The organism is Streptomyces sp. NRRL S-340 (genome assembly GCF_000720185.1).
Classification (GTDB): domain Bacteria; phylum Actinomycetota; class Actinomycetes; order Streptomycetales; family Streptomycetaceae; genus Streptomyces.
In genome coordinates, this window is the sequence record NZ_JOIY01000001.1 from 204,862 (window position 1) to 226,948 (window position 22,087).

A 22,087-nucleotide genomic window follows, 5' to 3' on the forward strand; every position below is an offset into this window, starting at 1 on the left:
GGCCGCGTCGGCTCGTGCCACGCGTAGGGCTCGTGGCGCTCGTGCGAGTCGCGCCCTTCGGCGTTCTCCCTCATGCCCGCGCCTCCATGGCGATCATGCCTGCGCCTCCATGGCACTCATGTGCGCCTCTGGCGGTCATGCCCGTGCCTCCATGGCGATCCGGAGCGCGGCGATGCCGCGCGAGCCGTACGCCTTCACCGACCCGAGGGATATCCCGAGGGTCTCGGCGACCTGTGCCTCGGTCATGTCCGCGAAGTAGCGCAGCACCAGCACCTCGCGCTGCCGGCGCTGCAGGCCCTTCATCGCCTTGATCAGGGAGTCGCGCTCCAGCTGGTCGTAGGCGCCCTCCTCCGCGCTGGCCATGTCCGGCATCGGCTTGGACAGCAGCTTCAGGCCGAGGATGCGGCGGCGCAGCGCCGAACGGGAGAGGTTGACGACCGTCTGCCGCAGGTAGGCGAGCGTCTTCTGCGGGTCGCGGACGCGTTTGCGCGCGGAGTGGACGCGGATGAACGCCTCCTGGACGACGTCCTCGCAGGAGGCCGTGTCGTCGAGGAGGAGCGCCGCCAGGCCCAGCAGGGAGCGGTAGTGCGCGCGGTAGGTCTCGGTGAGGAGATCGACGGTGGTGCCGGCCGCCACGGTGTCGTCGGCGGCGTCACGCTGGTTCGGTATGCGGGCGGGCCGCGCGGCGGGCATGGGGGCGATCACCGGCATGCCACCGGCCGGGCCGGGCACACCGGACGGCCCGGACCCACCGGGGAGCCCGGGCCTACGCGGTCGGAGCGCCGCGCGGGGCGGCCGCAGAGCGGCGCCGCGGGTCGCCGCACTGAAGTCGAGAACCTCTGCCACGCCAGTTGGACACGCCTGCCCCCTCGGGGGTTGTACGCGCCGGACGTCACTTTCGCGCCGGGCGGGCCCTGCGGCGCGTCCGGCGACGTTCTCGCGTCAGGCAGCACAACAGCCGGTGCCCCACATGCCCTCATGCGTCCCGCTCTTCCCTTTGTCGCGGCATCCCGCGAAGCGACCGGGGCGTCCCCACGCCCCTCGGCGTCCCCACGCCCCGGCAGGCGCCCGCAAAGACGCCTGCCGCCCTGCGCGCGGTTGCGCAGGGCGGCAGGGGAAATCTTCGGACGCCGAGGCAGCACGGATCAAGTGGCGGGATCACCGCGTGGTCCACACCTCTTACACAGATCCTACAAAGGAGCCCGCCTCTGGCCAGGGCTTTTCTCCGGGTGAGGAACGGATGTCGCCCGGAGTTCACTTTCCGGCCGGCGCGGCCCCCTCCGTCTCGGCGGCCACCAGTTCGGCGATCTGCGCCATGTTGAGCGCGGCGCCCTTGCGCTGGTTGTCGCCGCAGACGAAGAGTTCGAGCGCCGTGGGGTCGTCGAGCGCGCGCCGCACCCGGCCGACCCAGGTGGGGTCGGTGCCGACCACGTCGGCGGGCGTGGGGAACTCGCCCGCGGCGGGGTCGTCGCAGAGGACCACCCCGGGAGCGGTGGCGATGATCTCGCGGGCCCTGTCGACGGTGACCTCGCCCTCGAAGCGGGCGTGCACGGTGAGGGAGTGGGTGGTGATCACCGGGACGCGTACGCAGGTGACGGCGACCGGCAGCTGCGGCAGGCCGAGGACCCTGCGGGACTCGTCGCGCAGCGTCATCTCCTGGGAGGACCAGCCGTCGTCGCACAGCTCCCCGGCCCACGGCACCACGTTGAGCGCGACCGGTTCCGGGAAGGGCCCGGTGTCGTCCCCGACGGCCCGCCGTACGTCGCCGGGGCCGGTCCCCAGCTCCGTGCCGGCGACCAGGGACAACTGGCGGCGCAGCGTCCGCACGCCCTCCTGACCGGCCTGGCTCACCGCCTGGTACGAGGAGACGACCAGCTCGCGCAGCCCGAACTCGGCGTGCAGCGCGCCCAGCGCCACGATCATGGTCAGCGTGGTGCAGTCGGGGCTGGCGACGACGGAGCGCGGGCGGCGCCGTACGGCGTGCGCGTTGACCTCGGGAACGACGAGCGGCACCTCGGGGTCGGCGCGGAAGGCACCGGAGTTGTCCACGACGACCGCGCCGCGGGCGGCGGCCACCGGCACCCACCGGGCGGCGATCTCGCCGGGGACGTCGAACAGGGCGATGTCCACCCCGTCGAAGGCGTCCTCGGTGAGCGCGAGGACCTCGACCTCCTCGCCGCGCACGGCCAGCTTGCGGCCGGCCGAGCGCGGGGAGGCGATCAGGCGGATCTCGCCCCAGACGTCCGCGCGCTGGGACAGGATCCGGAGCAGGACCGTGCCGACGGCCCCGGTCGCTCCCACGACCGCGAGCGTCGGTCGGTCGGTCATCGTCGTACGCCTCCGTGCCCGGGGTCCCGGCGGTGGACGGTCATCGTCCGGTGCCGCCGTAGACGACGGCCTCGTCGCTGTCGGAGTCGAGCCCGAAGGCGGTGTGCACGGCGCGCACGGCCTCCGCCACGTCGTCCTTGCGGGTGACCACCGAGATACGGATCTCGGACGTCGAGATCAGCTCGATGTTCACGCCCGCGTCGGACAGCGCGGTGAAGAAGTCGGCCGTGACGCCCGGGTTGGTCTTCATCCCCGCGCCGACCAGGGAGATCTTGCCGATCTGGTCGTCGTAGCGCAGCGAGTCGAAGCCGATGCCGGGACGGTTCTTCTCCAGCGCGTCGATGGCCTTGCGGCCCTCGGCCTTGGGCAGTGTGAAGGAGATGTCCGTCAGGCCGGTGGAGGCGGCGGACACGTTCTGCACGACCATGTCGATGTTGATCTCGGCATCGGCGATCGTACGGAAGATGGAGGCGGCCTCGCCGGGCTTGTCCGGGACGCCGACGACCGTGATCTTGGCCTCGGAGGTGTCGTGCGCGACACCGGAGATGATGGCCTGCTCCACCTGCTGTTCCCCTTGCTCACTCGGCTGCCGAATCGGCTCGCTGCTGACCCACGTGCCCTGCAGCCCGCTGAAGGAGGAACGGACGTGGATCGGGATGTTGTACCGGCGGGCGTACTCCACACAGCGGTGGAGCAGCACCTTGGACCCGGAGGCGGCCAGTTCGAGCATGTCCTCGAACGAGATCCACTCGATCTTCCGGGCCTTCTTCACCACGCGCGGGTCGGCGGTGAACACGCCGTCCACGTCGGTGTAGATCTCGCAGACCTCGGCGTCGAGGGCGGCGGCCAGCGCCACGGCCGTGGTGTCGGACCCGCCGCGCCCCAGCGTGGTGATGTCCTTCTTGTCCTGGCTCACACCCTGGAAACCGGCCACGATGGCGATGTTGCCCTCGTCCAGCGCGGTCCGGATGCGGCCCGGGGTGACATCGATGATCCGGGCTTTGTTGTGGACCGAGTCGGTGATGACACCTGCCTGGCTGCCCGTGAAGGACTGGGCCTCGTGGCCCAGGTTCTTGATCGCCATGGCCAGCAGCGCCATGGAGATCCGCTCCCCGGCGGTCAGCAGCATGTCGAACTCCCGGCCGGCAGGCATCGGGGATACCTGCTCGGCGAGATCGATCAGCTCGTCCGTCGTGTCGCCCATCGCGGAGACCACGACAACCACCTGGTTGCCGTTCTTCTTGGCTTCCACGATCCGCTTGGCGACGCGCTTGATGCCCTCGGCATCGGCTACGGAGGAGCCTCCGTACTTCTGCACGACAAGGCCCACGTGCGCTCCTCGCTCAGTCCGTGTCTGTCGCACCTGCGCATGTGCAGTGCGGTCGACTCAGTCTATCGAGCGTCCGAATTTCCCCTCTGCGATACCGCATGCTGAGACCCCCGGCGCCCGCTTACCAGGACGGCTCATGCCCAGGGCGCGGACCCGCACGCGGAACGTGGGCGGCGTCACAGCCGCACCCGTCCCCAGGGGCGGCGGGGCGAAGCCGCCCGGCGGACTCTCGCCGGCCGCCCTGCGGCGGGCGTCACTGAGCGCGGCCCAGCCCCAGCGGTCCGCCGATCTCCTCCGCCATGACCTGGCCCGCCTCGAACTCCAGGGTCTCGTCGCCCACGCCCTGGTCGGTGTCGAGGCCGTCGAGTTCTTCCAGCGGCTGGTTGAGGCGGACGTGGGCGACCAGCGACTGCAGGGCGCGCAGGGCCGCCGACGCGGTGCCTCCCCAGTTGGAGAAGTAGGAGAACTGCCACCACCACAGCGCTTCCGTGGTGCGGCCCGCCCGGTAGTGGGCCATGCCGTGGCGCAGGTCCGTGACGACGTCGGCGAGGTCGTCGGAGATCCGGGCGGGGACCGGGGCGCGGCGCGGCTCGTAGGGGTCGAAGACCTCCGAGTAGACGTCGATGGGCTCCAGCAGGCGGGCCAGGTTCTCGCGGAGGATGTCCACGTCCTGCTCGGGGCCCGGGTCGGGCTCGTAGCGCTCGTCGGGGACGATGTCCTCGTGCGCGCCGAGCCGGCCGCCGGCCAGCAGGATCTGGGACACCTCCAGGAGGAGGAAGGGCACCGCGGAGTCCGGTTCGTCGCCCTTGGCGACCTCGGTGACGGCGACCAGGAAGCTCTCGATCTGGTCGGCGATCTGGACCGCGAAGTCGTCGGGGTTCTGGCTGGTCGCGTGCAGCGTGGCGTCAGACATCTAGGAGTCGTCTCCCCTCGAAGGCGCGGCCGAGGGTGACCTCGTCCGCGTATTCCAGGTCGCCGCCCACCGGGAGGCCGCTGGCCAGGCGGGTGACCTTCAGGCCCATGGGCTTGATCATGCGGGCGAGGTACGTCGCCGTCGCCTCGCCCTCCAGGTTCGGGTCCGTGGCCAGGATGAGTTCCGTGACCGTGCCGTCCGCGAGGCGGGCCAGCAGCTCCCGGATGCGCAGGTCGTCGGGGCCCACGCCCTCGATCGGGCTGATCGCCCCGCCCAGGACGTGGTAACGGCCCCGGAACTCACGCGTCCGCTCGATCGCGACGACGTCCTTGGGCTCCTCGACGACGCAGATGACGGCGGGGTCGCGGCGGCTGTCGCGGCAGATGCCGCACAGCTCCTCCTGCGCCACGTTGCCGCAGACGGCGCAGAAGCGGACCTTCGCCTTCACCTCCGTCAGGGCCTGGGCCAGGCGCCGCACGTCGGCCGGCTCCGCCTGCAGGATGTGGAAGGCGATCCGCTGCGCGCTCTTGGGACCGACGCCGGGCAGCCGCCCCAGTTCGTCGATGAGGTCCTGGACCACGCCTTCGTACACCGGACAGCCGTCCTTCCTGAGTGGTGCTTCGGTACGTACCGTAGTTGCCCGCGGGCCGCCTAGAAAGGCAGTCCGGGGATGCCGCTGCCGCCGCCGAGACCCTGGGCGAGCGGGCCGAGCTTCTGCTGCTGGAGGGTCTGGGCGTTCTCGTTGGCCGCCTGGACCGCGGCGACGACCAGGTCCGCGAGGGTCTCGGTGTCCTCGGGGTCCACGGCCTTCGGGTCGATCTTCAGGGCGCGCAGCTCGCCGGCGCCGGTGACGGTGGCCTTCACCAGGCCGCCGCCCGCCTGCCCGTCGACCTCGGTCTGCGCCAGTTCCTCCTGGGCCCGCGCCAGGTCCTGCTGCATCTTCTGGGCCTGCTGGAGCAGCTGCTGCATGTTGGGCTGGCCACCACCGGGAATCACGATCAGCTCCTGCTTTCGTACGGCATGTCCGGGCGCCCCGGAGGGTCTCCGGGCGTCCGGGCGGGGTCCGTCCGCCGGCGCGTCCGGCGATTCCCCGCTGGCACGAGCCTACGTGCTCCGGGCGGGCGGCGCCCCGCCACTCTTTCGGGTGAGTCCCGGGTGAGTCCTATACCTGATCAAGCCCCTCTTCCGGGCGGAAAAGCGGTGCATCCCTCCTCTCCGCCACCCGTTGGAGGGTAGGAAGGGGTCCGGCGTGTCAGCCGGCGTCACAGCCCGTGATCGGAATGATCGGAAAGCGGTCGGCGGAGCATCACAGAACGTGATCAGTAGGGAGTGCCGGGTGGGTCAGCCGGAGATGCAGCCCGAGCGTCCGCCTCGGGGCGGGCGGGGCGACGGTGCGGCCGGGCTGCGGCCGGGGGACCTGACCGGCCGGGCGCTGCCGCTCGGCGACTGGGGCGATCCCGCCCAGCGGCTGGACGAGCTGTACCGGTGGGTGGAACGCGGCGCCCTGCAGACCGCGGCCTGGTACCTCGCGGAGCGGGTGTGGAAGCGGCGCGGGGCCCGGGTGCTGCGATGCGGGGCCGCGGCGGGGGCGCTGGCCGCGGCGGCACTGCCGCTGCTGGACCTGACCGGGGTGCTCGGCGGGGCCGCGCCGTGGGGGTACCTGGCGCTGCTGCTGTCGGTGGCGTGCGTCGGGGCCGACCGGTACTTCGGGGTGACCTCGGGATGGATGCGGGACGTGGCGACCGCCCAGGCCGTGCAGCGACGCCTCCAGATGCTGCAGTTCGACTGGGCCTGCGAGAGCGTGCGGGAGGTGCTGGGCCCGGCCGAGGGCACGGCGGGCGAGGCCGCCGAGCGGTGCCTGGGGGTCTTGCGGCGGTTCTCGGAGGACGTGACCGAGCTGGTGCGCACCGAGACGGCCGGCTGGATGGTGGAGTTCCGCGTCGGGGCGGCGCCGATGGGGCTCCAGTCGGCGGTGCCGGGCGGCGGACGGCCCGAGACGGGCGGCGCCGGGCCGGGCCGCCTCCCGCAGCCGCCGGGCGGGGCGCGGCCGAACATGCCCAGGCAGCGGCCGCCGGAACCGCGGTGAGGGGACGTTCGCCAGAAGGGGTGCCGTACACGGACGCCGGCCAAGCGGCGTGGCCGCCCGTCAGCCGCCCGCCCTCTCGTACCTCAGCCGCCCGCCTTGTCGTACGTCAGCCGTTCGCCGTCGTCTCAGCCGTCAACCGTCAGCCGTCAGCCGTCAGCCGTCAGCCGTCGGCCCTGGTCGTGCCGTCCGTCAGCCGCTCGTCCTGTCGTACGTCAGCCGTTCGCCGCTGTCCTTGTTGATGCGCTGGAGGCCGCCGTCCGGCAGCAGGACGATCTGGGTGGCCGCGCCCGGCTTGCACGCGCTGCCCGGCCCGGCCGCGACCGTCGAGGGGCCGATCTCCAGCGGGCCGCCGGCGCCCGGCTGCCCGGTGAGCCGGGCCTCGAACACGCAGTGGTACGTGCCGCCGGACTCGGTGGGACCGTCGGCGACGAGGGTGAACACGGGGTCCCCGACCCGGCCCTGCCGGATGGTGAGCCGCCGGGGGTGCGCGCCGAGCGCGCTGTCGATCGACGACCTCCAGGTGCCGAGGAACCCCGCCGGGACCGCACCGTCCGAGGGGGCGGACGAGCCGGACCCGGACGCCGTGGGGGACGGGCCGGGGCCGGTCGCGGTGAGCGTCGGGGACGGGCCGGCCCCGCCGCGGTCGTCGTGGCCGCCCCGCATCACGGCGTAGACCGAGCCGCCCGCGCCGAGCGCGACCACCAGCGCGACGGCGAGGAGCGCCGCGGTGGACGTACCGCCGCCGCGCGGCGCGCGCTGCTCCTGAAGCGGGCCTGGGCCGGGGAGCGGGTGCCCGTGGGACGCGTGGTCGTAGGGCGACGGAGGGGACGGCGGGTGCCCGTACCCCGAGCCGTACGACGAGTGCCCGTACGGCGGGGTCGCGCCGAGGGCTCCGGGCGCCTGGGTCGCGCCGAGGGCGCCGGGTGGCGGGGTCGCGCCGAGGGCGCCGGGCGGGTGGTGGGCCCCTGCGGCGGGCGCGGCGGGCGCCGGACCGCCGTCGGCCAGACCGTGCTGCCGGGTCCCGTGCCCCGGGGGTCCGGGCGTCGGCCGCTCGGGCGCCGGGTGTGCGGGGGCGGCCCCCGGCGGGGGTGTCCGTCCGGCGGCCACGGCCGGCGGGCGGTCGGCCGCTGTCCGGTCCCGGTCGCCGGGCTGCCGGGGCGGCGGCGGGGCGCAGGCGGCGGCGCCGGACACGGGGACCGTCGCGGGCCCTGCCACCTGGGCGGGCCCGCGGTTCGCCCGGCCCGGCCGGTTCCCGGCGTGCGCCGGGTACTCCGGGGCCTCCCGGCCCTCCGGCTGCTCGGGCTGCTCCGGCTGCCCGGGCCCCTCCGGCGGCTGCGGGGAGGGACCCTGAGACGCAGCGGCGGCGGGCACGGTGACGTCGTCCTCCGCCGCCCCCGCCACCGTCCCGGCCGCACCCCCCGGTTCCTCGGGGTGCTCCGCGTCCAGCAGCCGCACCGCGTGCCGTCCGAGCTGGGCCACCAGGGCGCTCGGCAGCCACGGGTCGCGGAACCGCCCGTCGCCCACCGTGTCCCCGGCACCGGTGCTCCGGATGATCTGCTCCGGCGAGGGCCGGGCCGCCGGGTCCTTCCTCAGACAGGCGCGGACCAGGTCGACGACGCCCTCCGGCAGGGCCTCCAGGTCGGGTTCCTCCTGGGCGATGCGGAACATCAGCGCGTGCCCCCCGCTGTCGGCGGTGCCGAAGGGGAGCGTGCCGGTCGCCGCGTAGGCGAGCACGGAACCGAGGCAGAAGACGTCGCACGCGGGCGTGAGCCGGTCGCCGCGCACCTGCTCGGGCGCCATGAAACCGGGCGAGCCGACCAGGGCCCCGGTCCGGGTGAGCCCGCCGTCCGTGACGGTCTCCAGGGCCCGTGCGATACCGAAGTCGATGACGCGCGGCCCGTCGATGGTGACGAGCACGTTGGACGGCTTGAGGTCGCGGTGGACGAGGCCGGCCGCGTGGATGTCCCTGAGCGCGGCGGCGAGACCGGCGGCGAGGACGCGCACCGACCGCTCGGGCAGCGGGCCGTGGTCGTGGCCGACGATCCGCTGGAGGCTGGGCCCGGCGACGTACCCGGTGGCGACCCACGGCACGGCGGCCTCGGTGTCCGCGTCCAGCACGGGTGCGGTCCAGGTCCCGCCGACCCGGCGCGCGGCCCGTACCTCCTGGCGGAAGCGGGCCCGGAACTCCTCCCGCTGCGCCAGGTCCTGCCGCACCACCTTCACGGCGGCCGTACGGCCCCGGTCCGAGCGGGCCAGGTACACCTGCCCCATGCCGCCGGCACCGAGCCGCGCCAGCAGCCGGTACGCCCCGATCTCCCGCGGATCGCCGGGCCCGAGCCTGTCCATGGCCCAACCGCCTCCCCGATGTCCCCCGCCGCGCCCCTGCACGTCAGCCCGAGGATAGTGCGGCGGCCGGGGGCGGACAGCGGGCCGCTGTCTACGGTTCCGTAACAGCCGCCGGCGCGACGGCCGCGGTCCACCGGCGCCCGCCGCCCGCCCCACGGCGTCGACAACCTGTCGTCAATTCCCCGCTCCCGCAGACAGGGCGCCGATACCGGCTCCGCCACGCGCCCCTCTACGCTCGCCGTATGACCCCTCAGCCCTCCCCCGCCCGCCGGACCCCGCAGCCGGACCCCGCGGCCGGTGCCGCCGTGAAGGCCGCCGACCGCGCGCACGTGTTCCACTCCTGGTCCGCGCAGGACCTGATCGACCCGCCGGCGGTGGCCGGTGCCGAAGGGTCGTACTTCTGGGACTACGACGGCAGGCGCTACCTCGACTTCGCCAGCGGGCTCGTCTTCACCAACATCGGCTACCAGCACCCCAAGGTCGTCGCCGCGATCCAGGAGCAGGCCGCGACCATGGCCACCTTCGCTCCCGCCTTCGCCGTCGAGGCCCGCTCGGAGGCGGCGCGGCTGATCGCCGAGCGGACCCCCGGCGACCTGGACAAGATCTTCTTCACCAACGGCGGCGCCGACGCGGTCGAACACGCGGTGCGGATGGCGCGGCTGCACACCGGGCGGCCGAAGGTGCTGTCGGCGTACCGGTCGTACCACGGCGGCACCCAGCAGGCCGTGAACATCACCGGTGACCCGCGCCGCTGGGCCTCCGACGACGGCGCGGCCGGGGTCGTGCACTTCTGGGCGCCCTTCCTCTACCGTTCCCGCTTCTACGCCGAGACGCCGGAGCAGGAGTGCGCACGGGCCCTGGAGCACCTGGAGACGACGATCGCCTTCGAGGGGCCCTCGACCGTCGCCGCGATCATCCTGGAGACCATTCCGGGCACGGCCGGGATCATGGTGCCGCCGCCCGGCTACCTCGCCGGGGTGCGGGAGCTGTGCGACAAGTACGGGATCGTGTTCGTCCTCGACGAGGTGATGGCCGGTTTCGGGCGGACCGGTGAGTGGTTCGCGGCGGACCTGTCGGGCGTCGTGCCGGACCTGATGACCTTCGCCAAGGGCGTGAACTCGGGGTACGTGCCGCTGGGCGGCGTGGCGATCTCCGGCGAGATCGCGCAGACGTTCGCCAAGCGGCCCTACCCCGGCGGTCTGACGTACTCCGGGCATCCGCTGGCCTGCGCGGCGGCCGTCGCGACGATCGGCGTGATGGCCGAGGAGGGCATCGTGGAGAACGCCAAGCGGCTCGGGGCCGAGGTCGTGGAACCGGGCCTGCGCGAGCTGGCCGAGCGGCACCCGAGCGTCGGCGACGTGCGCGGTGTCGGCATGTTCTGGGCGCTGGAACTGGTCAGGAACCGCGAGACCCGCGAACCGCTGGTGCCGTACAACGCGGCCGGCGAGGCGAACGCGCCGATGGCGGCCTTCGGCGCCGCCGCCAAGGCGCACGGCCTGTGGCCCTTCATCAACATGAACCGGACGCACGTCGTCCCGCCGTGCACCGTGACCGAGGCCGAGCTGAAGGAGGGCCTGGCGGCCCTGGACGCGGCGCTGTCCGTGGCCGACGAGCACACGGAGCGGTGAGGAACCCGCGGAACCCGAACGCGTAAGGTGGCGTGCTCGTACACATCCACTCGTACGAGTGCATGAGCAGACAGGCGTACGAGCCCGACGTACGAGCAGAGGTACGCGTACGCCACCGCCCGCGTGAGGGAGACGCCCCGACCATGCCCGGCATCAGCGGCACCGGCGCCGTGACGCGCAGCACCCTGCGCCAGCAGATCGCGGACGCGCTCCGGGACGAGGTGCTGGCCGGGCGGCTGCAGCCGGGGCGGGAGTTCACGGTCAAGGAGATAGCCGAGCAGTACGGCGTCTCCGCGACCCCGGTGCGCGAGGCGCTGGTGGACCTGTCCGCGCAGGGCCTGCTGGAGGCCGACCAGCACCGCGGCTTCAGGGTGCGCGAGTACTCCGCGGCCGACTTCCGCGAGATGATCGAGGCCCGCGCCCTGGTCACCGACAGCATGTTCCGCGCCCTCGCCGCCGCGGGCGGCGCCCGGCACGGTGAGGGCGCGGGAGGCGGTGACGGCGGCGCGGGGGACGGGACCGGCGCGGGTGCCGGGTCCGGCCTGAGCGCCCGCGCGCAGGCGTTCCTGCGGGAGGTTCCGGGCCCGCGCACGGCGGCCGTGCTCGCCGGGGTGCGCCGGCGCGGCGAGGAGGCCCAACGCGCGGCCACCGCGGGCGACCTGACGGTGCTGATCGGCTACGACCTGCGGTTCTGGCGGGAGCTGAGCGCCCTGTACGGCAACGCGCACCTCGCCGACTTCCTGCACCGGCTGCGGGTGCAGTCGTGGGTGTGCGCGGTGCAGCACCTGCGCCGGCTCGGCGACCTGCGCGGTGTGCTGTGGTGCGGCCACACCGAACTCGTCGACGCCCTGGTGCAACGCGACATCCCCGCGGCCCGCGCGCTCGTCGCCGCCTACAACCTCCACGCTCTGGCTCTGGTGGAGCGACTGTCCGCCGGGTGAAGCGGGCGGTGGACGGGCGGGGGGTGGGTATGGGACCTGCACGGGGGGAGCCGACCCGCGCCGCACCGACTACCCTCGTTGACCACCGTGCTTCCCGTGTGCTTCACGCTGAGTGAGGAGTCCTCTTTGGCCTGTGACCTGTGGCTGGTACCGCTCGTGGACGTGTTGTGCCACACCCCCGACAACCCGTTCGCCGAGGAACTCGCGCAGTACAACAAGGTGCTGGCGGACAACGCGCTCCCGCCGGTGCCGGTGTACCAGTACATGCCGGGCCTGTCCGGGGACGTCGCGCCGGTGGCCGGCTTCGACTACGACGCGCTGCACTTCCTGCGCCGCGCCCACCTGCTCCAGCTCTGCGGCCTGCCGCTCACCCCGGTCGACGAACTGGGCGGCGACTACGAGCAGTTGCTGGAGATGTTCGAGTCGACGGCCCAGCAGTCCCACCTGGTCTGGCACTACGACCACGCGGGTGCCTACGTCCCCGTGGACTTCCCGCACCCCCTGTCCAACGACGAACTCCTCGCCGGCGGCGGCCCGCTGGGCTCCTCCCAGGCCCTGCTGCGGGAACTGGAGCAGGTGGCCCCGGCCCTCGGCATCGACCCGGCCAACCCCCCGGCGCCCCCGGCTCCGCCCCCGGGCCCCACCGAACTCGAACAGCCCGCGGCCCCGGCCCCCTACGACCCGAGCCCCTTCGCCCGCGAACGCCACGTCTGGCTGGGCCTGCACGCGGCGGCGACGCGGAGCCTGGCGCAGGGGTCGATGATCGTGTTCAGCTAGGGCCCCTCGTCCGGCTCGTGCCGGACGGCCGCGACCGGACTCACGCCGGCGGCGGCCGTCGCGCGAGGACGACGGCCGCCGCCGGACGAACGGCCGGACGAACGGTCAGATGAACGAGTTGATCTCGATCGTCTCGTCCCGGCCCGGGCCCACGCCGATCGCGGAGATCGGGGCGCCGGACATCTCCTCCAGGGCCTTCACGTACGCCTGGGCGTTCTTCGGCAGGTCGGCGAAGGTCTTGGCCTTCGTGATGTCCTCCTGCCAGCCGGGGAGGTACTCGTAGACCGGCTTGGCGTGGTGGAAGTCGCTCTGGGAGTAGGGCAGTTCCTCGACGCGCTTGCCGTCGATCTCGTAGGCGACGCAGACCGGGATGCGCTCCCAGCCGGTGAGGACGTCGAGCTTGGTGAGGAAGAAGTCGGTGAGGCCGTTGACGCGGGTGGCGTAGCGGGCGATCACCGCGTCGAACCAGCCGCAGCGGCGGTCACGGCCGGTGGTGACGCCGCGCTCGCCGCCGATGCGCCGCAGCGCCTCGCCGTCCTCGTCGAACAGCTCGGTCGGGAACGGGCCGGAGCCGACGCGGGTCGTGTAGGCCTTGAGGATGCCGATGACCCGGCTGATCTTCGTCGGGCCCACGCCGGCGCCGGTGCAGGCACCGCCCGCGGTCGGGTTGGAGGAGGTCACGAAGGGGTAGGTGCCGTGGTCGATGTCCAGCAGCGTGCCCTGGCCGCCCTCGAAGAGGACCACCTTGTCCTGCTCCAGCGCCTGGTTGAGGACCAGCACCGTGTCGGCCACGTACGGCTTGATCTGCTCGGCGTAGCCCAGCAGCTCCTCGACCACCTGGTCCACGGCGATGGCGCGCCGGTTGTAGAGCTTGGTGAGGATCTGGTTCTTGACGTCGAGGGCCGCCTCGACCTTCTGCGTCAGGATCGACTGGTCGTAGAGGTCCTGGACGCGGATGCCGACGCGGTTGATCTTGTCCGCGTAGGTCGGTCCGATGCCGCGGCCGGTGGTGCCGATCTTGCGCTTGCCGAGGAAGCGTTCCGTCACCTTGTCGACGGTCACGTTGTACGGCGTGATGATGTGCGCGTTTCCGCTGAGCAGGAGCTTCGACGTGTCGACGCCGCGCTCGTTCAGACCGCTCAGCTCGGAGAGCAGGACCGACGGGTCGACGACGACGCCGTTTCCGATGACGGGCGTACAACCGGGCGACAGGATTCCGGAAGGGAGGAGGTGCAGTGCATACTTCTGGTCGCCGACGACGACCGTGTGGCCGGCATTGTTGCCGCCCTGGTAACGCACCACATAGTCCACGGAGCCACCGAGCAGGTCGGTGGCCTTTCCCTTGCCCTCGTCACCCCACTGAGCACCGAGCAGCACAAGTGCGGGCACGCGCGTACACCCCTTCCGGGCGGGGCATGTCCAAGGTCAGGGGCGTACGCGGGTTCACCGCCGCGTACACCGTGCGACCCTCGTCGGTCGCACACCCGTCGGACCGGATGCCCCGGAATAGACGAAGCCCCTGGCGCAATAGCGCAAGGGGCTCTTGCACAAAGATGCTACCCGAGGAAGCGAGGCAGGACCGAGGTGGCGACCTATCCGACGTCCGATCCGCTGCTGGTGGTCATCGACCCGGGCGCCCGGCGGACCGACGGGGAGTCCGTACGGATCGCGAAAGACGTGCTCAGCGCGGGTGCGGCCACGAAGGTGTGCCTGCCGGACGGGCCGGAGGAATTCGCCCGCGCACTGGCGCGGCGCGGCTCGCGGCGGCCGGTGGTGGTCGGTGACGACCGCGCGCTGCTGCGGGCGGTGACCGTACTGCACCGCAGGCGGGAGCTGGCCGGATGTGTGCTGTCCGTCGTACCGGTCGGGGATGTCATGCACCTGGCCCGCTCGCTGGGCGTGCCGACGGGGCCGGTGGCGGCGGCGCGCGCGGTGCTCGACGGGGCCGTACGCCGGCTCGACCTGCTCGTCGACGACAGCGACGGGGTGGTGCTGGGCGCGCTGCACATCCCGCCCCTCGACCTCCGGGAGGCTCCGCCGGACGGCACGGCGCTCGACGCCGGGGCGGGAGCGGGGTCCGCGACGGCGCTCGGCGCGGGCGCGGGCCGCGACTGGCTGCGGACCTGCCAGTCGCTGGTACGGACCCTGGTGGCCCGCCCTCCCCGGGCGGCGACCGACACGGCGCCCGCGCCCTCGCGGCTGCGGGTGGAGGTCGACGGGGTGGCCGTGGTGGACCTGGACCAGCCGGTGGAGGCGGTGTCGGTCGTCCCGGGCGCCCGGGGCATGGCCGAGGTGGAGGTCCGTCCGCTGTCGGGACCCGGCGCGGAGGCCTCGCCGCTGCTGGCCGAGGGGCGCACGGTCACCGTTTCGGGGGCGCACTTCCGCTACCGGGCGGACGCGGTGGTGTCCGGACCGGTGCGGACGCGCACGTGGACGGTGCGGGAGGGGGCCTGGGGGCTGGTGGTGCCCGCACAGAGGTGAGTGCGGCGGCTGATCACCCCACCCGCACGCTCAGCCCCTGCAAGCCGCGCATCACGAAGTTCGGTCTGCGCAGCGGTTCCGCCGTCAGGTGCAGGGCGGGGGCCTGTTCCAGGAGGGCTCTCATCGACGCGGCCAGCTCCATGCGGGCCAGGGGGGCGCCGATGCAGTAGTGGATGCCCGCGCTGAAGGAGATGTGGGGGTTGTCGGGGCGGGCCAGGTCCAGGCGGCCGGGCGCCGTGAAGACCTGCGGGTCGTGGTTGGCCGAGCCGAAGAGCATGGCGATCTCCGCGCCCCTCGGGATCGTCGTGCCGTCGATCTCGATCTCGTCCAGCACCCACCGTTCGAAGAGCTGCAACGGGGTGTCGTAGCGCATCAGCTCCTCGACGGCGGACGGAACCAGGGAGTGGTCCGCACGCAGGGCCGCCAACTGCTCCGGATGGCGGAACAGGGCCCACCAGCCGTTGGCCGTCGCGTTCACGGTGGCCTCGTGGCCGGCGTTCAGGAGCAGTACGGCCGTGGAGATCATCTCCTGCTCGGTGAGCCGGTCGCCCTCGTCGTGGGCCGCGATCAGCCCGGAGATCAGGTCCTCGCCCGGCTCGGCGCGGCGGATCGCGATCAGCTCCCGGAGGTACTGCGAGAACTCCACCGACGCCCGCACCGCCTTCGCCGCCGTCTCCTGCGGCGGGTTCAGCTCGTACATCCCGCAGATGTCGGCCGACCAGGGCCGCAACCGGTCCCGGTCCTGCTCCGGGATGCCCAGCATCTCCGCGATCACCGCCACCGGCAGCGGTTCGGCGACGTCCGCCAGCAGGTCGCCGCCGCCCTGGGCCACGAGCGCGGCGACGAGTTCGTTCGCCAGGCGGTGGACGTACGGCTTCAGGCGCTCCACCGTCCGCGGGGTGAACGCCTTCGAGACCAGGCGCCGGATCCGGGTGTGGTCCGGCGGCTCCAGGTCGAGCATGCCGTGGTCGTTGAGGACGTGGAACGGTTCGTGCTCCGGCGGGGGCGGGGTCCGGCCGAAGTCCTCGTGCGTGAACCGGTGCCGGTAGGTGCGGCCCAGCCGCCGGTCCCGCAGCAGCGCCGACACGTCCGCGTGGTGCGGGACCAGCCACTGGTCGCTGGGCTCGTAGTAGAGCACCCGGCCCCGGGCGCGCAGCTCGGCGTAGGCGGGGTACGGGTCGGCGACGAACGCCGGGTCCCACGGGTCGAACGCGAGGTCGGATGCAGCCGTCATGGACGGACGATAGGTCGCCCGGCCGGCCCGTGCCCACCCCCCGCCGGGAGGAACCGGGGGGCGCCGGGGCTCACCAGGAGGCGGTGAGGAACTGCAGGCAGAGGGAGGTGACCGTCACCACGCCCCACAGGACGGCGCCCAGGAGCAGCGGGCGGGGGCCTGCCCGGCGCAGCGCCCCGAGGTCGGTGGACAGGCCGATCGCGGAGAGGGCCACCGTGATGAGGAAGACGGAGAGCGTGTTCAGGCCGTGGTGCGCCGCGGCGGGGACGAGCCCGACGGTGTTGGCCAGTGCGGTCAGCAGGAACCCGACGAGGAACCAGGGGACGAGCGCGAAGACGTTCGCCCGCGCGGTGCCAGGGGTGTGCCGGGACCGGTGAGTCGTGTGAGCGGGGGGAGCCGGGTGAGTTGCCTGAGCCGAGCGAGCCTCCTGAGCCGAAGCGGCCGCCTGGGGCCGGGGAGCCGGGGCAGCCGCCGGAGCCGGGTGGGCGGGGGCGGTCGCCTGAGCCGGGTGAGCCGCGGCAGTCGCCCGGGCCGGCCGGGCCGGGGCCGCCGCCGTGGCCGCGGCGCGGCGCCTGGCCAGCGCGGCCAGCCCCAGGCAGATGGGGATGATGAGCAGGGTCCGCGTGAGCTTGACGACGACCGCGTACTGTCCGGCCTCGTCCCCGTACGTGGTGGCCGAGGCGACCACCGACGACATGTCGTTGACCGCGGTGCCCGCGAACAGCCCGAAGGCGTGCTGGCCCATCCCCAGCAGGTGCCCCAGGAACGGGAAGAGGAGCACCGCCGCGATGTTGAAGAGGAAGATCGTCGAAATGGCGTAGGCGACCTCGGCGCCGGCGGCCCCGATGACCGGGGTGACCGCCGCGATGGCGGAGGCCCCGCAGATCCCGGTGCCCACCCCGATGAGGGTCCGCAGGTCACCGCCGATGCCCAGCCTGCGGCCCACCAGGTACGCGGCTCCCAGGCAGGCGGCCAGCGAACCCACCATGACCGGCAGGGAACCGCCCCCGACCTCCACGACCCGCGCCAGCGACAACTGGCATCCGAGGATGACCACCGCGAGCTGCAGGACGAACCGGCTCGCGGTGGCGATCCCCGGCTGGAACCGCGCGCCCGGACGCCGCACCGCGGCCACCAGGACGCCGATGACCACGCCGAAGACCGGACCCCCGACGACGGGGAACCACCCGCCCGCCACGGTCGCCACCGCGGCCACGACCCCCGCGAGCAGCAACCCGGGCACTTTCTTGACCTGTCTCATGATCTTCACTGTGGACAGCGGCTGACCAGGCCGGTAGCCCGCTCTTCAGCGGAAGGTCATAGCCCGTGGGAATGACCGGGCCCACTGACTGAAACCGGACCCGTCCGTATGCTGAGACCATGAGTGCTCCCCCGGACGTCGAGTCGCTGCGGCTGCTGGTGCTCGTCGGAGAGCTGGGCAGCCTCGGCCGCGCCGCCGGCGAGCTGGGCATCACCCAGCCGTCCGCCAGCAAGCGGCTCTCGGCGCTGGAACGCAGGCTGGGCCTGCCGCTCGTCGACCGCACCCGGCGCGGGTCCCGGCTGACGGCCGACGGGCAGGTGGTCGCCGGGCGGGCCCAGCGCGTCCTCGACGAACTGGACGCGCTGATGACCAGCGTCGAGGCCCAGCGCGGCCGGCTCGACGCGACGCTGCGGATCGCCGCGAGCATGACCGTGGCCGAGCACCTGGCCCCGGAGTGGATCAGCGAACTCTGCACCACCCACCCGGACCTGCACGTCGGCCTGCGCGTGACCAACAGCGAGCACGTTCCCGAGCTGCTGCACGGCGGCGAGGCCGAGATCGGGTTCATCGAGTCGCCGCGCGTGCCCCGGGGCCTGCACAGCAGGACGGTGGCCACCGACCGGCTGCTCGTCGTCGTCGCGCCCACCCACCCGTGGGCCCGGCGCCGCTCCGCCCTGACCACGCGCGAACTGGCCGCCACGCCGCTCGTCGTCCGCGAGCGCGGTTCGGGGACGCGGGTCGCCCTGGAACAGGCCCTGCGCCGGGCCGGGGCCGAGGAGGCCCGCCCGGTCCTGGAACTGGGCTCGGCCACCGCCGTGCGCGGCGCGGTGATCGCCGGAACCGGTCCGGCGGTCATCAGCGAACTGGCGGTACGCACCGATGTCGCCGACGGCCGCCTCGTCGCCGTGCGCGTGGAGGGCGTGGAACTGCGCCGCGCCCTGCGCGCGGTGTGGCCGGCCGGCCGGTCACTGGTCGGCCCGGCCGCCGACCTCCTGACCCTCGCGTCCCGCCCCCGCTGAGTCCGCCTCCGGGGCGCACGTCACCCGGCGAGCCGGGGGTTCCGCTTCACGGCCTCGACGAACGCGGCGAAGGAGGGGGCGGGAACGGAGAGGACGCCGCGGGCGGGGGCTTTGGAGTCGCGGATGGCTATGCGGGCGGTGAGGGCGGCGATCTCGACGCAGGTGTCGCCGTCGCCGCCGCTGGAGTACGTCGACTTCCGCCAGTTCACTACAGGTCCTTTGCCAATCGGTGGATGAAGTCCCGCGACGCCTCCGGGTCCAAGGATGCGCTCTTCACTTTGTCGTACAGTCTGCGCAATTTTTCCAGCTGCGCTTCCGCGTCACAGAAGGCGACGCCGGTGGGCGAGTCCCGCAATCCCGTGTCCAGCCGGGGCAACGGACCGCCCAGGTACATCATCGAGGCTCCGGAACCGGCGAAACCCGCATAATCGACCGGGATGACTCGCACGACGGCGTGCCCTGCCTCGATCTCCCGCAGGATGAAGTCGAGTTGCACACGAGACACCCGACGGTCCGAGACGAGAACACGCAGCCCGAATTCGTGGATGACGGTCTCATACGGCGTCGGTTCGTCGCCTTCAAGGATGACCCGCCGGTTCAGCCGGTGCTCCACTCGGAGTTCAACCTCGCCCTTGGGAAGCTCTGGGCGCATGTACGTGTAAATCGCGCGGGCATAGTCGGCGGTCTGCAACAAGCCGGGGACAAGCATGATCACGACCTCACGGAGGAAGGTCGCGTGGTACTCAGCCTCGGCAGTGTCCAGGAACGCTGGCGGAAGCACTCCCCGGTACTCCTCCCACCAGCCGCGCGTGCGATCGGTCGCCATCGCCACGAGCGCGTCGATCAACGCCTCGTCCGTACACGCGTAGTGGGCCGCGAGCCGCCGCACTCGCTCCTCGCTGACGCCGGCAAAGCCCAGTTCCATCTGACTGATCTGGGCCGATGTCGAGTTCAGCAGCTGCGCCGCCTCGCGCGCCTTCAGCCCGGCCGCCTCCCGCAAGCGCCTCAGCTCGGTACCCAGGCGCACTTGCCGTGCGGTGGCGTGACTCCTCAGCGGCACCCGCCCTCCTCAAGTAGGCGTGCCTCGTTCGAGCGTCAGAATACGACAGCCGGTTGCGCGGGCAATATTTATTGCCCTACCTTCGGTGACGCGACGCACACCCTGCGAAATCCCGGGGCACCGGAAGCGCACCGCTCCGTCCTGCCATGGCGGGTGCGGCAATGCCACCGCCCGGAGGCCGCCTCTCTCCTCACCTCTTCGAAAACGGAGCCGCCGCATGCCCGGAAACGAGCCCTGGGAGTACTCCCTCTACATCCCCAACGATCCACGCGCCGTCACCATCAGCCGCCGCACCCTCCGTCTGATCCTCACCATGCACGGGCTGATCCGCCTCGTCGACGTCGCCGAACTGCTCGCCGCCGAGCTGGTCACCAACGCCGTGCTGCACACCAAGGGCCCTGCCGCGCTGCGGGTGCGCTGGTCGGGCACCGCCTTGCGGATCGGGGCCTGGGACGCCGACCCGGAACCACCCCAGGCGCCCGAGCGGTTGGCGGATCTGACCGACGACGAGGCCGGCCGGGGGCTCGGACTGGTCCGGGCCTGCGCGGACGTGTGGGGGTGGCATCCCCTCTCCAGGTTCGGCAACCGGGGCAAGTACGTGTGGTGCGAACTCGCCGGTCAGCCCGGTGTCACCAGCCGCGCCTCGTAGGCGAACACCGCGGCCTGCGTACGGTCCCGCAGGCCCAGCTTCACCAGAACCCTGCTCACGTGGGTCTTGATCGTCGACTCCGCCACCACCAGCCGCTCGGCCATCTCCGCGTTGGACAGGCCCTGCGCGATCAGGACCAGCACCTCCGTCTCCCGCTCGGTCAGGTCCCCGTACGCGGCCTGCGCAGCGGCCGGCGGACGCGGCGGCTCGGACATCCGGGAGAACTCCTTGAGCAGCCGCCGGGTGACCGAGGGGGCGAGCAGCGCCTCACCGGCCGCCACCACCCGCACGCCCTCGGCGAGCTGCCGCGCCGAGGCGTCCTTGAGCAGGAACCCGGCGGCCCCCGCCCGCAGCGCCTGGTACACGTACTCGTCGAGGTCGAAGGTGGTCAGCACCAGCACCTTGGACGTGCCGTCCCCGGCGACGATCTCCCGTGTCGCCTCGATGCCGTTCAGCTCGGGCATGCGGATGTCCATCAGGACGACGTCCGGGGACAGCTCGCGCACCTTCGCGACCGCCTCCCGGCCGTTGACCGCCTCACCGACGACCTCGATGTCCGGCATCGCGTTGAGCAGGACCGAGAAGCCCTCGCGCACCATCATCTGGTCGTCCGCGATCAGTACCCGGATCGTGCTGTCCGTCATGCGCCTTCCTCGGTAGGTGCGGTGACGGGCAGGAACACCGCCACCTCGTAGCCGCCGCCGTCCGCCGGGCCGGCCGTCATCTCACCGTTCAGCATCGACACCCGCTCCCGCATGCCGGTGATGCCGTGCCCGGCGCCGGGCGAGGGCTTCACCAGGGACGCCTCCGGAATCGGACCGTTGACGATCCGCAGGCCGAGACCGCCCAGCACGTAGGAGACCTCGACGCGGGCCGTCGCGCCCGGCGCGTGCCGCAGACTGTTGCTCAGGGCCTCCTGCACGATCCGGTACGCCGACAGCTCCACGCCCGGCGGGAGTTCGCGCACCGCGCCGGTCCGCACCTTCTCCACGCTCAGACCCGCCTCCCGCACGTTCGCCAGGAGCGTGTCCAGGTCGGCGAGGGTGGGCTGCGGAGCCTCCGGGGCCTCGTAGTCCTCGGCGCGGACGACGCCCAGGACGCGGCGCAGCTCGGTCAGGGCCGCGACCGCGTTCACCCGGATCGTGGCGAAGGCCTTCTCCAGTTCGGGCGGCGGGTCCTGGACCCGGTAGGGGGCGGCCTCGGCCTGGATGGCGACCACGGACATGTGGTGCGCCACCACGTCGTGCAGTTCGCGGGCGATGGTGGTGCGCTCCTCCAGCAGGGTGCGGCGGGACCGCTCGTGCGCGGTGACCGTCTGCTGGGCGCTGACCGTCTGCTCGGCCTCCCTGCGTATGTGCCAGACGGTGACGCCCAGCAGGACGAAGGCCGACACCAGCAGCATCGGTCCGGAGTTGTTCTCGAAGTGGTAGCCGAGCACGGCCTCGGCCGCGGAGCAGTAGAGCGCGGTGATCAGCCACATCCAGGCCGCTGTACGCGGCCGGGTGCGTATGGCCACGACCGTGAGCACGGTCAGGTAGGAGATGAAGTTGGGAGGCTGCCAGGGCCACAGGCCCCAGCTGCCGGAGACGAACGACGTGCCCGCGGTCGCGGCCAGGGCCAGCCAGAAGGCCAGGGCGGGGCGGCTCAGGGTCATCAGCGGCGGGACCAGGACCGCCAGGGCGTAGAGCGGGGCGGTCACGCTGCCCTGGGCGTTCAGCCACGCGGCGATCGTGGTCACCACGGCGACGGCCGCCACCAGGGTGTGCGGTGTCCAGGCCGCGTACCCCCGGATGCGGCCCGGCAGCCGGCCGGCCAGCGGGCCGCCGGTGTTCATCGGGGGCAGCGGGCGGTAGGCGGAGGCGCCGTGGAACAGGTCCTCGCGCAGTCCGCGCAGCGCGTTGGCCGCCAGCCGGTACTCGGGGCTGCGGGGCTTGTACGGGCTGAACGCGCCGTCCGGCGCCGTCTGCGTCTGAGTCGTCTCGGTCACGATGAGAACGGTAGGCGGCGGCGCGGGCCGCGGTCGTCCCCTTTGAG

21 protein-coding genes are annotated in these 22,087 nt (G+C 72.9%); 7 read left to right on the forward strand and 14 right to left on the reverse strand.

From position 1 onward, the window contains the following. Positions 1 to 135: 135 nt before the first annotated feature. The 6 genes from IG64_RS00835 to IG64_RS00860 all read right to left on the reverse strand — a co-directional run bounded on the left by IG64_RS00835 (position 136) and on the right by IG64_RS00860 (position 5,567). Positions 136 to 711 carry a SigE family RNA polymerase sigma factor gene (locus tag IG64_RS00835; RefSeq protein ID WP_037850703.1) on the reverse strand — a complete coding sequence of 192 codons (576 nt, stop codon included), beginning with the start codon at positions 709 to 711 and terminating at the stop codon, positions 136 to 138. 543 nt (positions 712 to 1,254) lie between these two features. Beyond that, the gene (locus IG64_RS00840) at positions 1,255 to 2,328 is read right to left on the reverse strand and encodes an aspartate-semialdehyde dehydrogenase (protein ID WP_037850705.1); all 1,074 of its coding nucleotides are present in this window, start codon (positions 2,326 to 2,328) and stop codon (positions 1,255 to 1,257) included. Positions 2,329 to 2,368: 40 nt separating this feature from the next. Next, positions 2,369 to 3,658: an aspartate kinase gene (locus tag IG64_RS00845; protein WP_037850708.1), complete on the reverse strand. Its 1,290-nt coding sequence runs from the start codon at positions 3,656 to 3,658 to the stop codon at positions 2,369 to 2,371. Positions 3,659 to 3,911: 253 nt separating this feature from the next. Beyond that, the gene (locus tag IG64_RS00850) at positions 3,912 to 4,571 is read right to left on the reverse strand and encodes a DUF5063 domain-containing protein (RefSeq protein WP_037850710.1); all 660 of its coding nucleotides are present in this window, start codon (positions 4,569 to 4,571) and stop codon (positions 3,912 to 3,914) included. After that, positions 4,564 to 5,163: a recombination mediator RecR gene (gene recR / locus IG64_RS00855; RefSeq protein WP_037850715.1), complete on the reverse strand. Its 600-nt coding sequence runs from the start codon at positions 5,161 to 5,163 to the stop codon at positions 4,564 to 4,566. Before recR ends, IG64_RS00850 begins: the two co-directional genes overlap by 8 nt. A gap of 59 nt (positions 5,164 to 5,222) precedes the next feature. Further along, entirely contained in the window at positions 5,223 to 5,567 is a 345-nt protein-coding gene (locus IG64_RS00860; RefSeq protein ID WP_037850717.1) for a YbaB/EbfC family nucleoid-associated protein, read from the reverse strand. 340 nt (positions 5,568 to 5,907) lie between these two features. Here IG64_RS00860 and IG64_RS00865 point away from each other — a divergent pair, with 340 nt between their 5' ends. Continuing rightward, positions 5,908 to 6,657, forward strand: a complete 750-nt coding sequence (locus IG64_RS00865) for an SLATT domain-containing protein (protein ID WP_037850719.1) — start codon at positions 5,908 to 5,910, stop codon at positions 6,655 to 6,657. A 189-nt stretch (positions 6,658 to 6,846) separates the two neighbouring features. Here IG64_RS00865 and IG64_RS00870 read toward each other — a convergent pair whose 3' ends face one another. Continuing rightward, complete coding sequence (locus IG64_RS00870; RefSeq protein ID WP_037850721.1) at positions 6,847 to 9,003, reverse strand: serine/threonine-protein kinase; 2,157 nt, start codon at positions 9,001 to 9,003, stop codon at positions 6,847 to 6,849. Between the two features lie 242 nt (positions 9,004 to 9,245). Between IG64_RS00870 and IG64_RS00875 the strand changes: the two genes are divergently transcribed. From IG64_RS00875 to IG64_RS00885, 3 genes are all read left to right on the forward strand, one after another. After that, positions 9,246 to 10,631 (forward strand): aspartate aminotransferase family protein, encoded by a 1,386-nt coding sequence (locus IG64_RS00875; RefSeq protein ID WP_078883694.1) that lies wholly within the window; start codon positions 9,246 to 9,248, stop codon positions 10,629 to 10,631. Positions 10,632 to 10,774: 143 nt separating this feature from the next. Then, positions 10,775 to 11,572, forward strand: a complete 798-nt coding sequence (locus tag IG64_RS00880; RefSeq protein ID WP_037850726.1) for a GntR family transcriptional regulator — start codon at positions 10,775 to 10,777, stop codon at positions 11,570 to 11,572. 126 nt (positions 11,573 to 11,698) lie between these two features. Further along, the gene (locus tag IG64_RS00885; RefSeq protein WP_037850730.1) at positions 11,699 to 12,349 is read left to right on the forward strand and encodes a hypothetical protein; all 651 of its coding nucleotides are present in this window, start codon (positions 11,699 to 11,701) and stop codon (positions 12,347 to 12,349) included. A 105-nt stretch (positions 12,350 to 12,454) separates the two neighbouring features. Here IG64_RS00885 and IG64_RS00890 read toward each other — a convergent pair whose 3' ends face one another. Beyond that, on the reverse strand, positions 12,455 to 13,738 hold the full coding sequence (locus IG64_RS00890) for an adenylosuccinate synthase (protein WP_037850733.1): 1,284 nt from the start codon (positions 13,736 to 13,738) through the stop codon (positions 12,455 to 12,457). A gap of 195 nt (positions 13,739 to 13,933) precedes the next feature. Here IG64_RS00890 and IG64_RS00895 point away from each other — a divergent pair, with 195 nt between their 5' ends. Continuing rightward, complete coding sequence (locus IG64_RS00895) at positions 13,934 to 14,830, forward strand: diacylglycerol kinase family protein (protein WP_037850735.1); 897 nt, start codon at positions 13,934 to 13,936, stop codon at positions 14,828 to 14,830. Between the two features lie 13 nt (positions 14,831 to 14,843). On the opposite strand, the gene IG64_RS00900 is transcribed toward IG64_RS00895, so the two are convergent. After that, positions 14,844 to 16,064, reverse strand: a complete 1,221-nt coding sequence (locus IG64_RS00900) for a cytochrome P450 (RefSeq protein WP_037850737.1) — start codon at positions 16,062 to 16,064, stop codon at positions 14,844 to 14,846. Between the two features lie 70 nt (positions 16,065 to 16,134). Then, positions 16,135 to 17,325 (reverse strand): YeiH family protein, encoded by a 1,191-nt coding sequence (locus tag IG64_RS00905; RefSeq protein ID WP_037850740.1) that lies wholly within the window; start codon positions 17,323 to 17,325, stop codon positions 16,135 to 16,137. 119 nt (positions 17,326 to 17,444) lie between these two features. On the opposite strand from IG64_RS00905, the gene IG64_RS00910 reads away from it, so the two are divergent. Next, positions 17,445 to 18,344 carry a LysR family transcriptional regulator gene (locus tag IG64_RS00910; RefSeq protein WP_037850743.1) on the forward strand — a complete coding sequence of 300 codons (900 nt, stop codon included), beginning with the start codon at positions 17,445 to 17,447 and terminating at the stop codon, positions 18,342 to 18,344. Positions 18,345 to 18,364: 20 nt separating this feature from the next. On the opposite strand, the gene IG64_RS00915 is transcribed toward IG64_RS00910, so the two are convergent. Continuing rightward, on the reverse strand, positions 18,365 to 18,553 hold the full coding sequence (locus IG64_RS00915) for a DUF397 domain-containing protein (RefSeq protein ID WP_037850746.1): 189 nt from the start codon (positions 18,551 to 18,553) through the stop codon (positions 18,365 to 18,367). After that, a complete protein-coding gene (locus IG64_RS00920) occupies positions 18,553 to 19,404 on the reverse strand; it encodes a helix-turn-helix domain-containing protein (protein ID WP_051812194.1) in 852 nt (283 codons plus the stop codon). Before IG64_RS00920 ends, IG64_RS00915 begins: the two co-directional genes overlap by 1 nt. A 217-nt stretch (positions 19,405 to 19,621) precedes the next feature. On the opposite strand from IG64_RS00920, the gene IG64_RS00925 reads away from it, so the two are divergent. Then, complete coding sequence (locus IG64_RS00925) at positions 19,622 to 20,053, forward strand: ATP-binding protein (protein ID WP_037850750.1); 432 nt, start codon at positions 19,622 to 19,624, stop codon at positions 20,051 to 20,053. Here IG64_RS00925 and IG64_RS00930 read toward each other — a convergent pair. Together IG64_RS00930 and IG64_RS00935 are read right to left on the reverse strand one after the other, a co-directional pair. After that, entirely contained in the window at positions 20,023 to 20,697 is a 675-nt protein-coding gene (locus IG64_RS00930; RefSeq protein WP_037850753.1) for a response regulator, read from the reverse strand. The genes IG64_RS00925 and IG64_RS00930 overlap by 31 nt on opposite strands. Further along, the gene (locus IG64_RS00935; RefSeq protein WP_037850756.1) at positions 20,694 to 22,040 is read right to left on the reverse strand and encodes a sensor histidine kinase; all 1,347 of its coding nucleotides are present in this window, start codon (positions 22,038 to 22,040) and stop codon (positions 20,694 to 20,696) included. The genes IG64_RS00930 and IG64_RS00935 overlap by 4 nt, the downstream gene beginning before the upstream one ends. Positions 22,041 to 22,087: the final 47 nt, after the last annotated feature.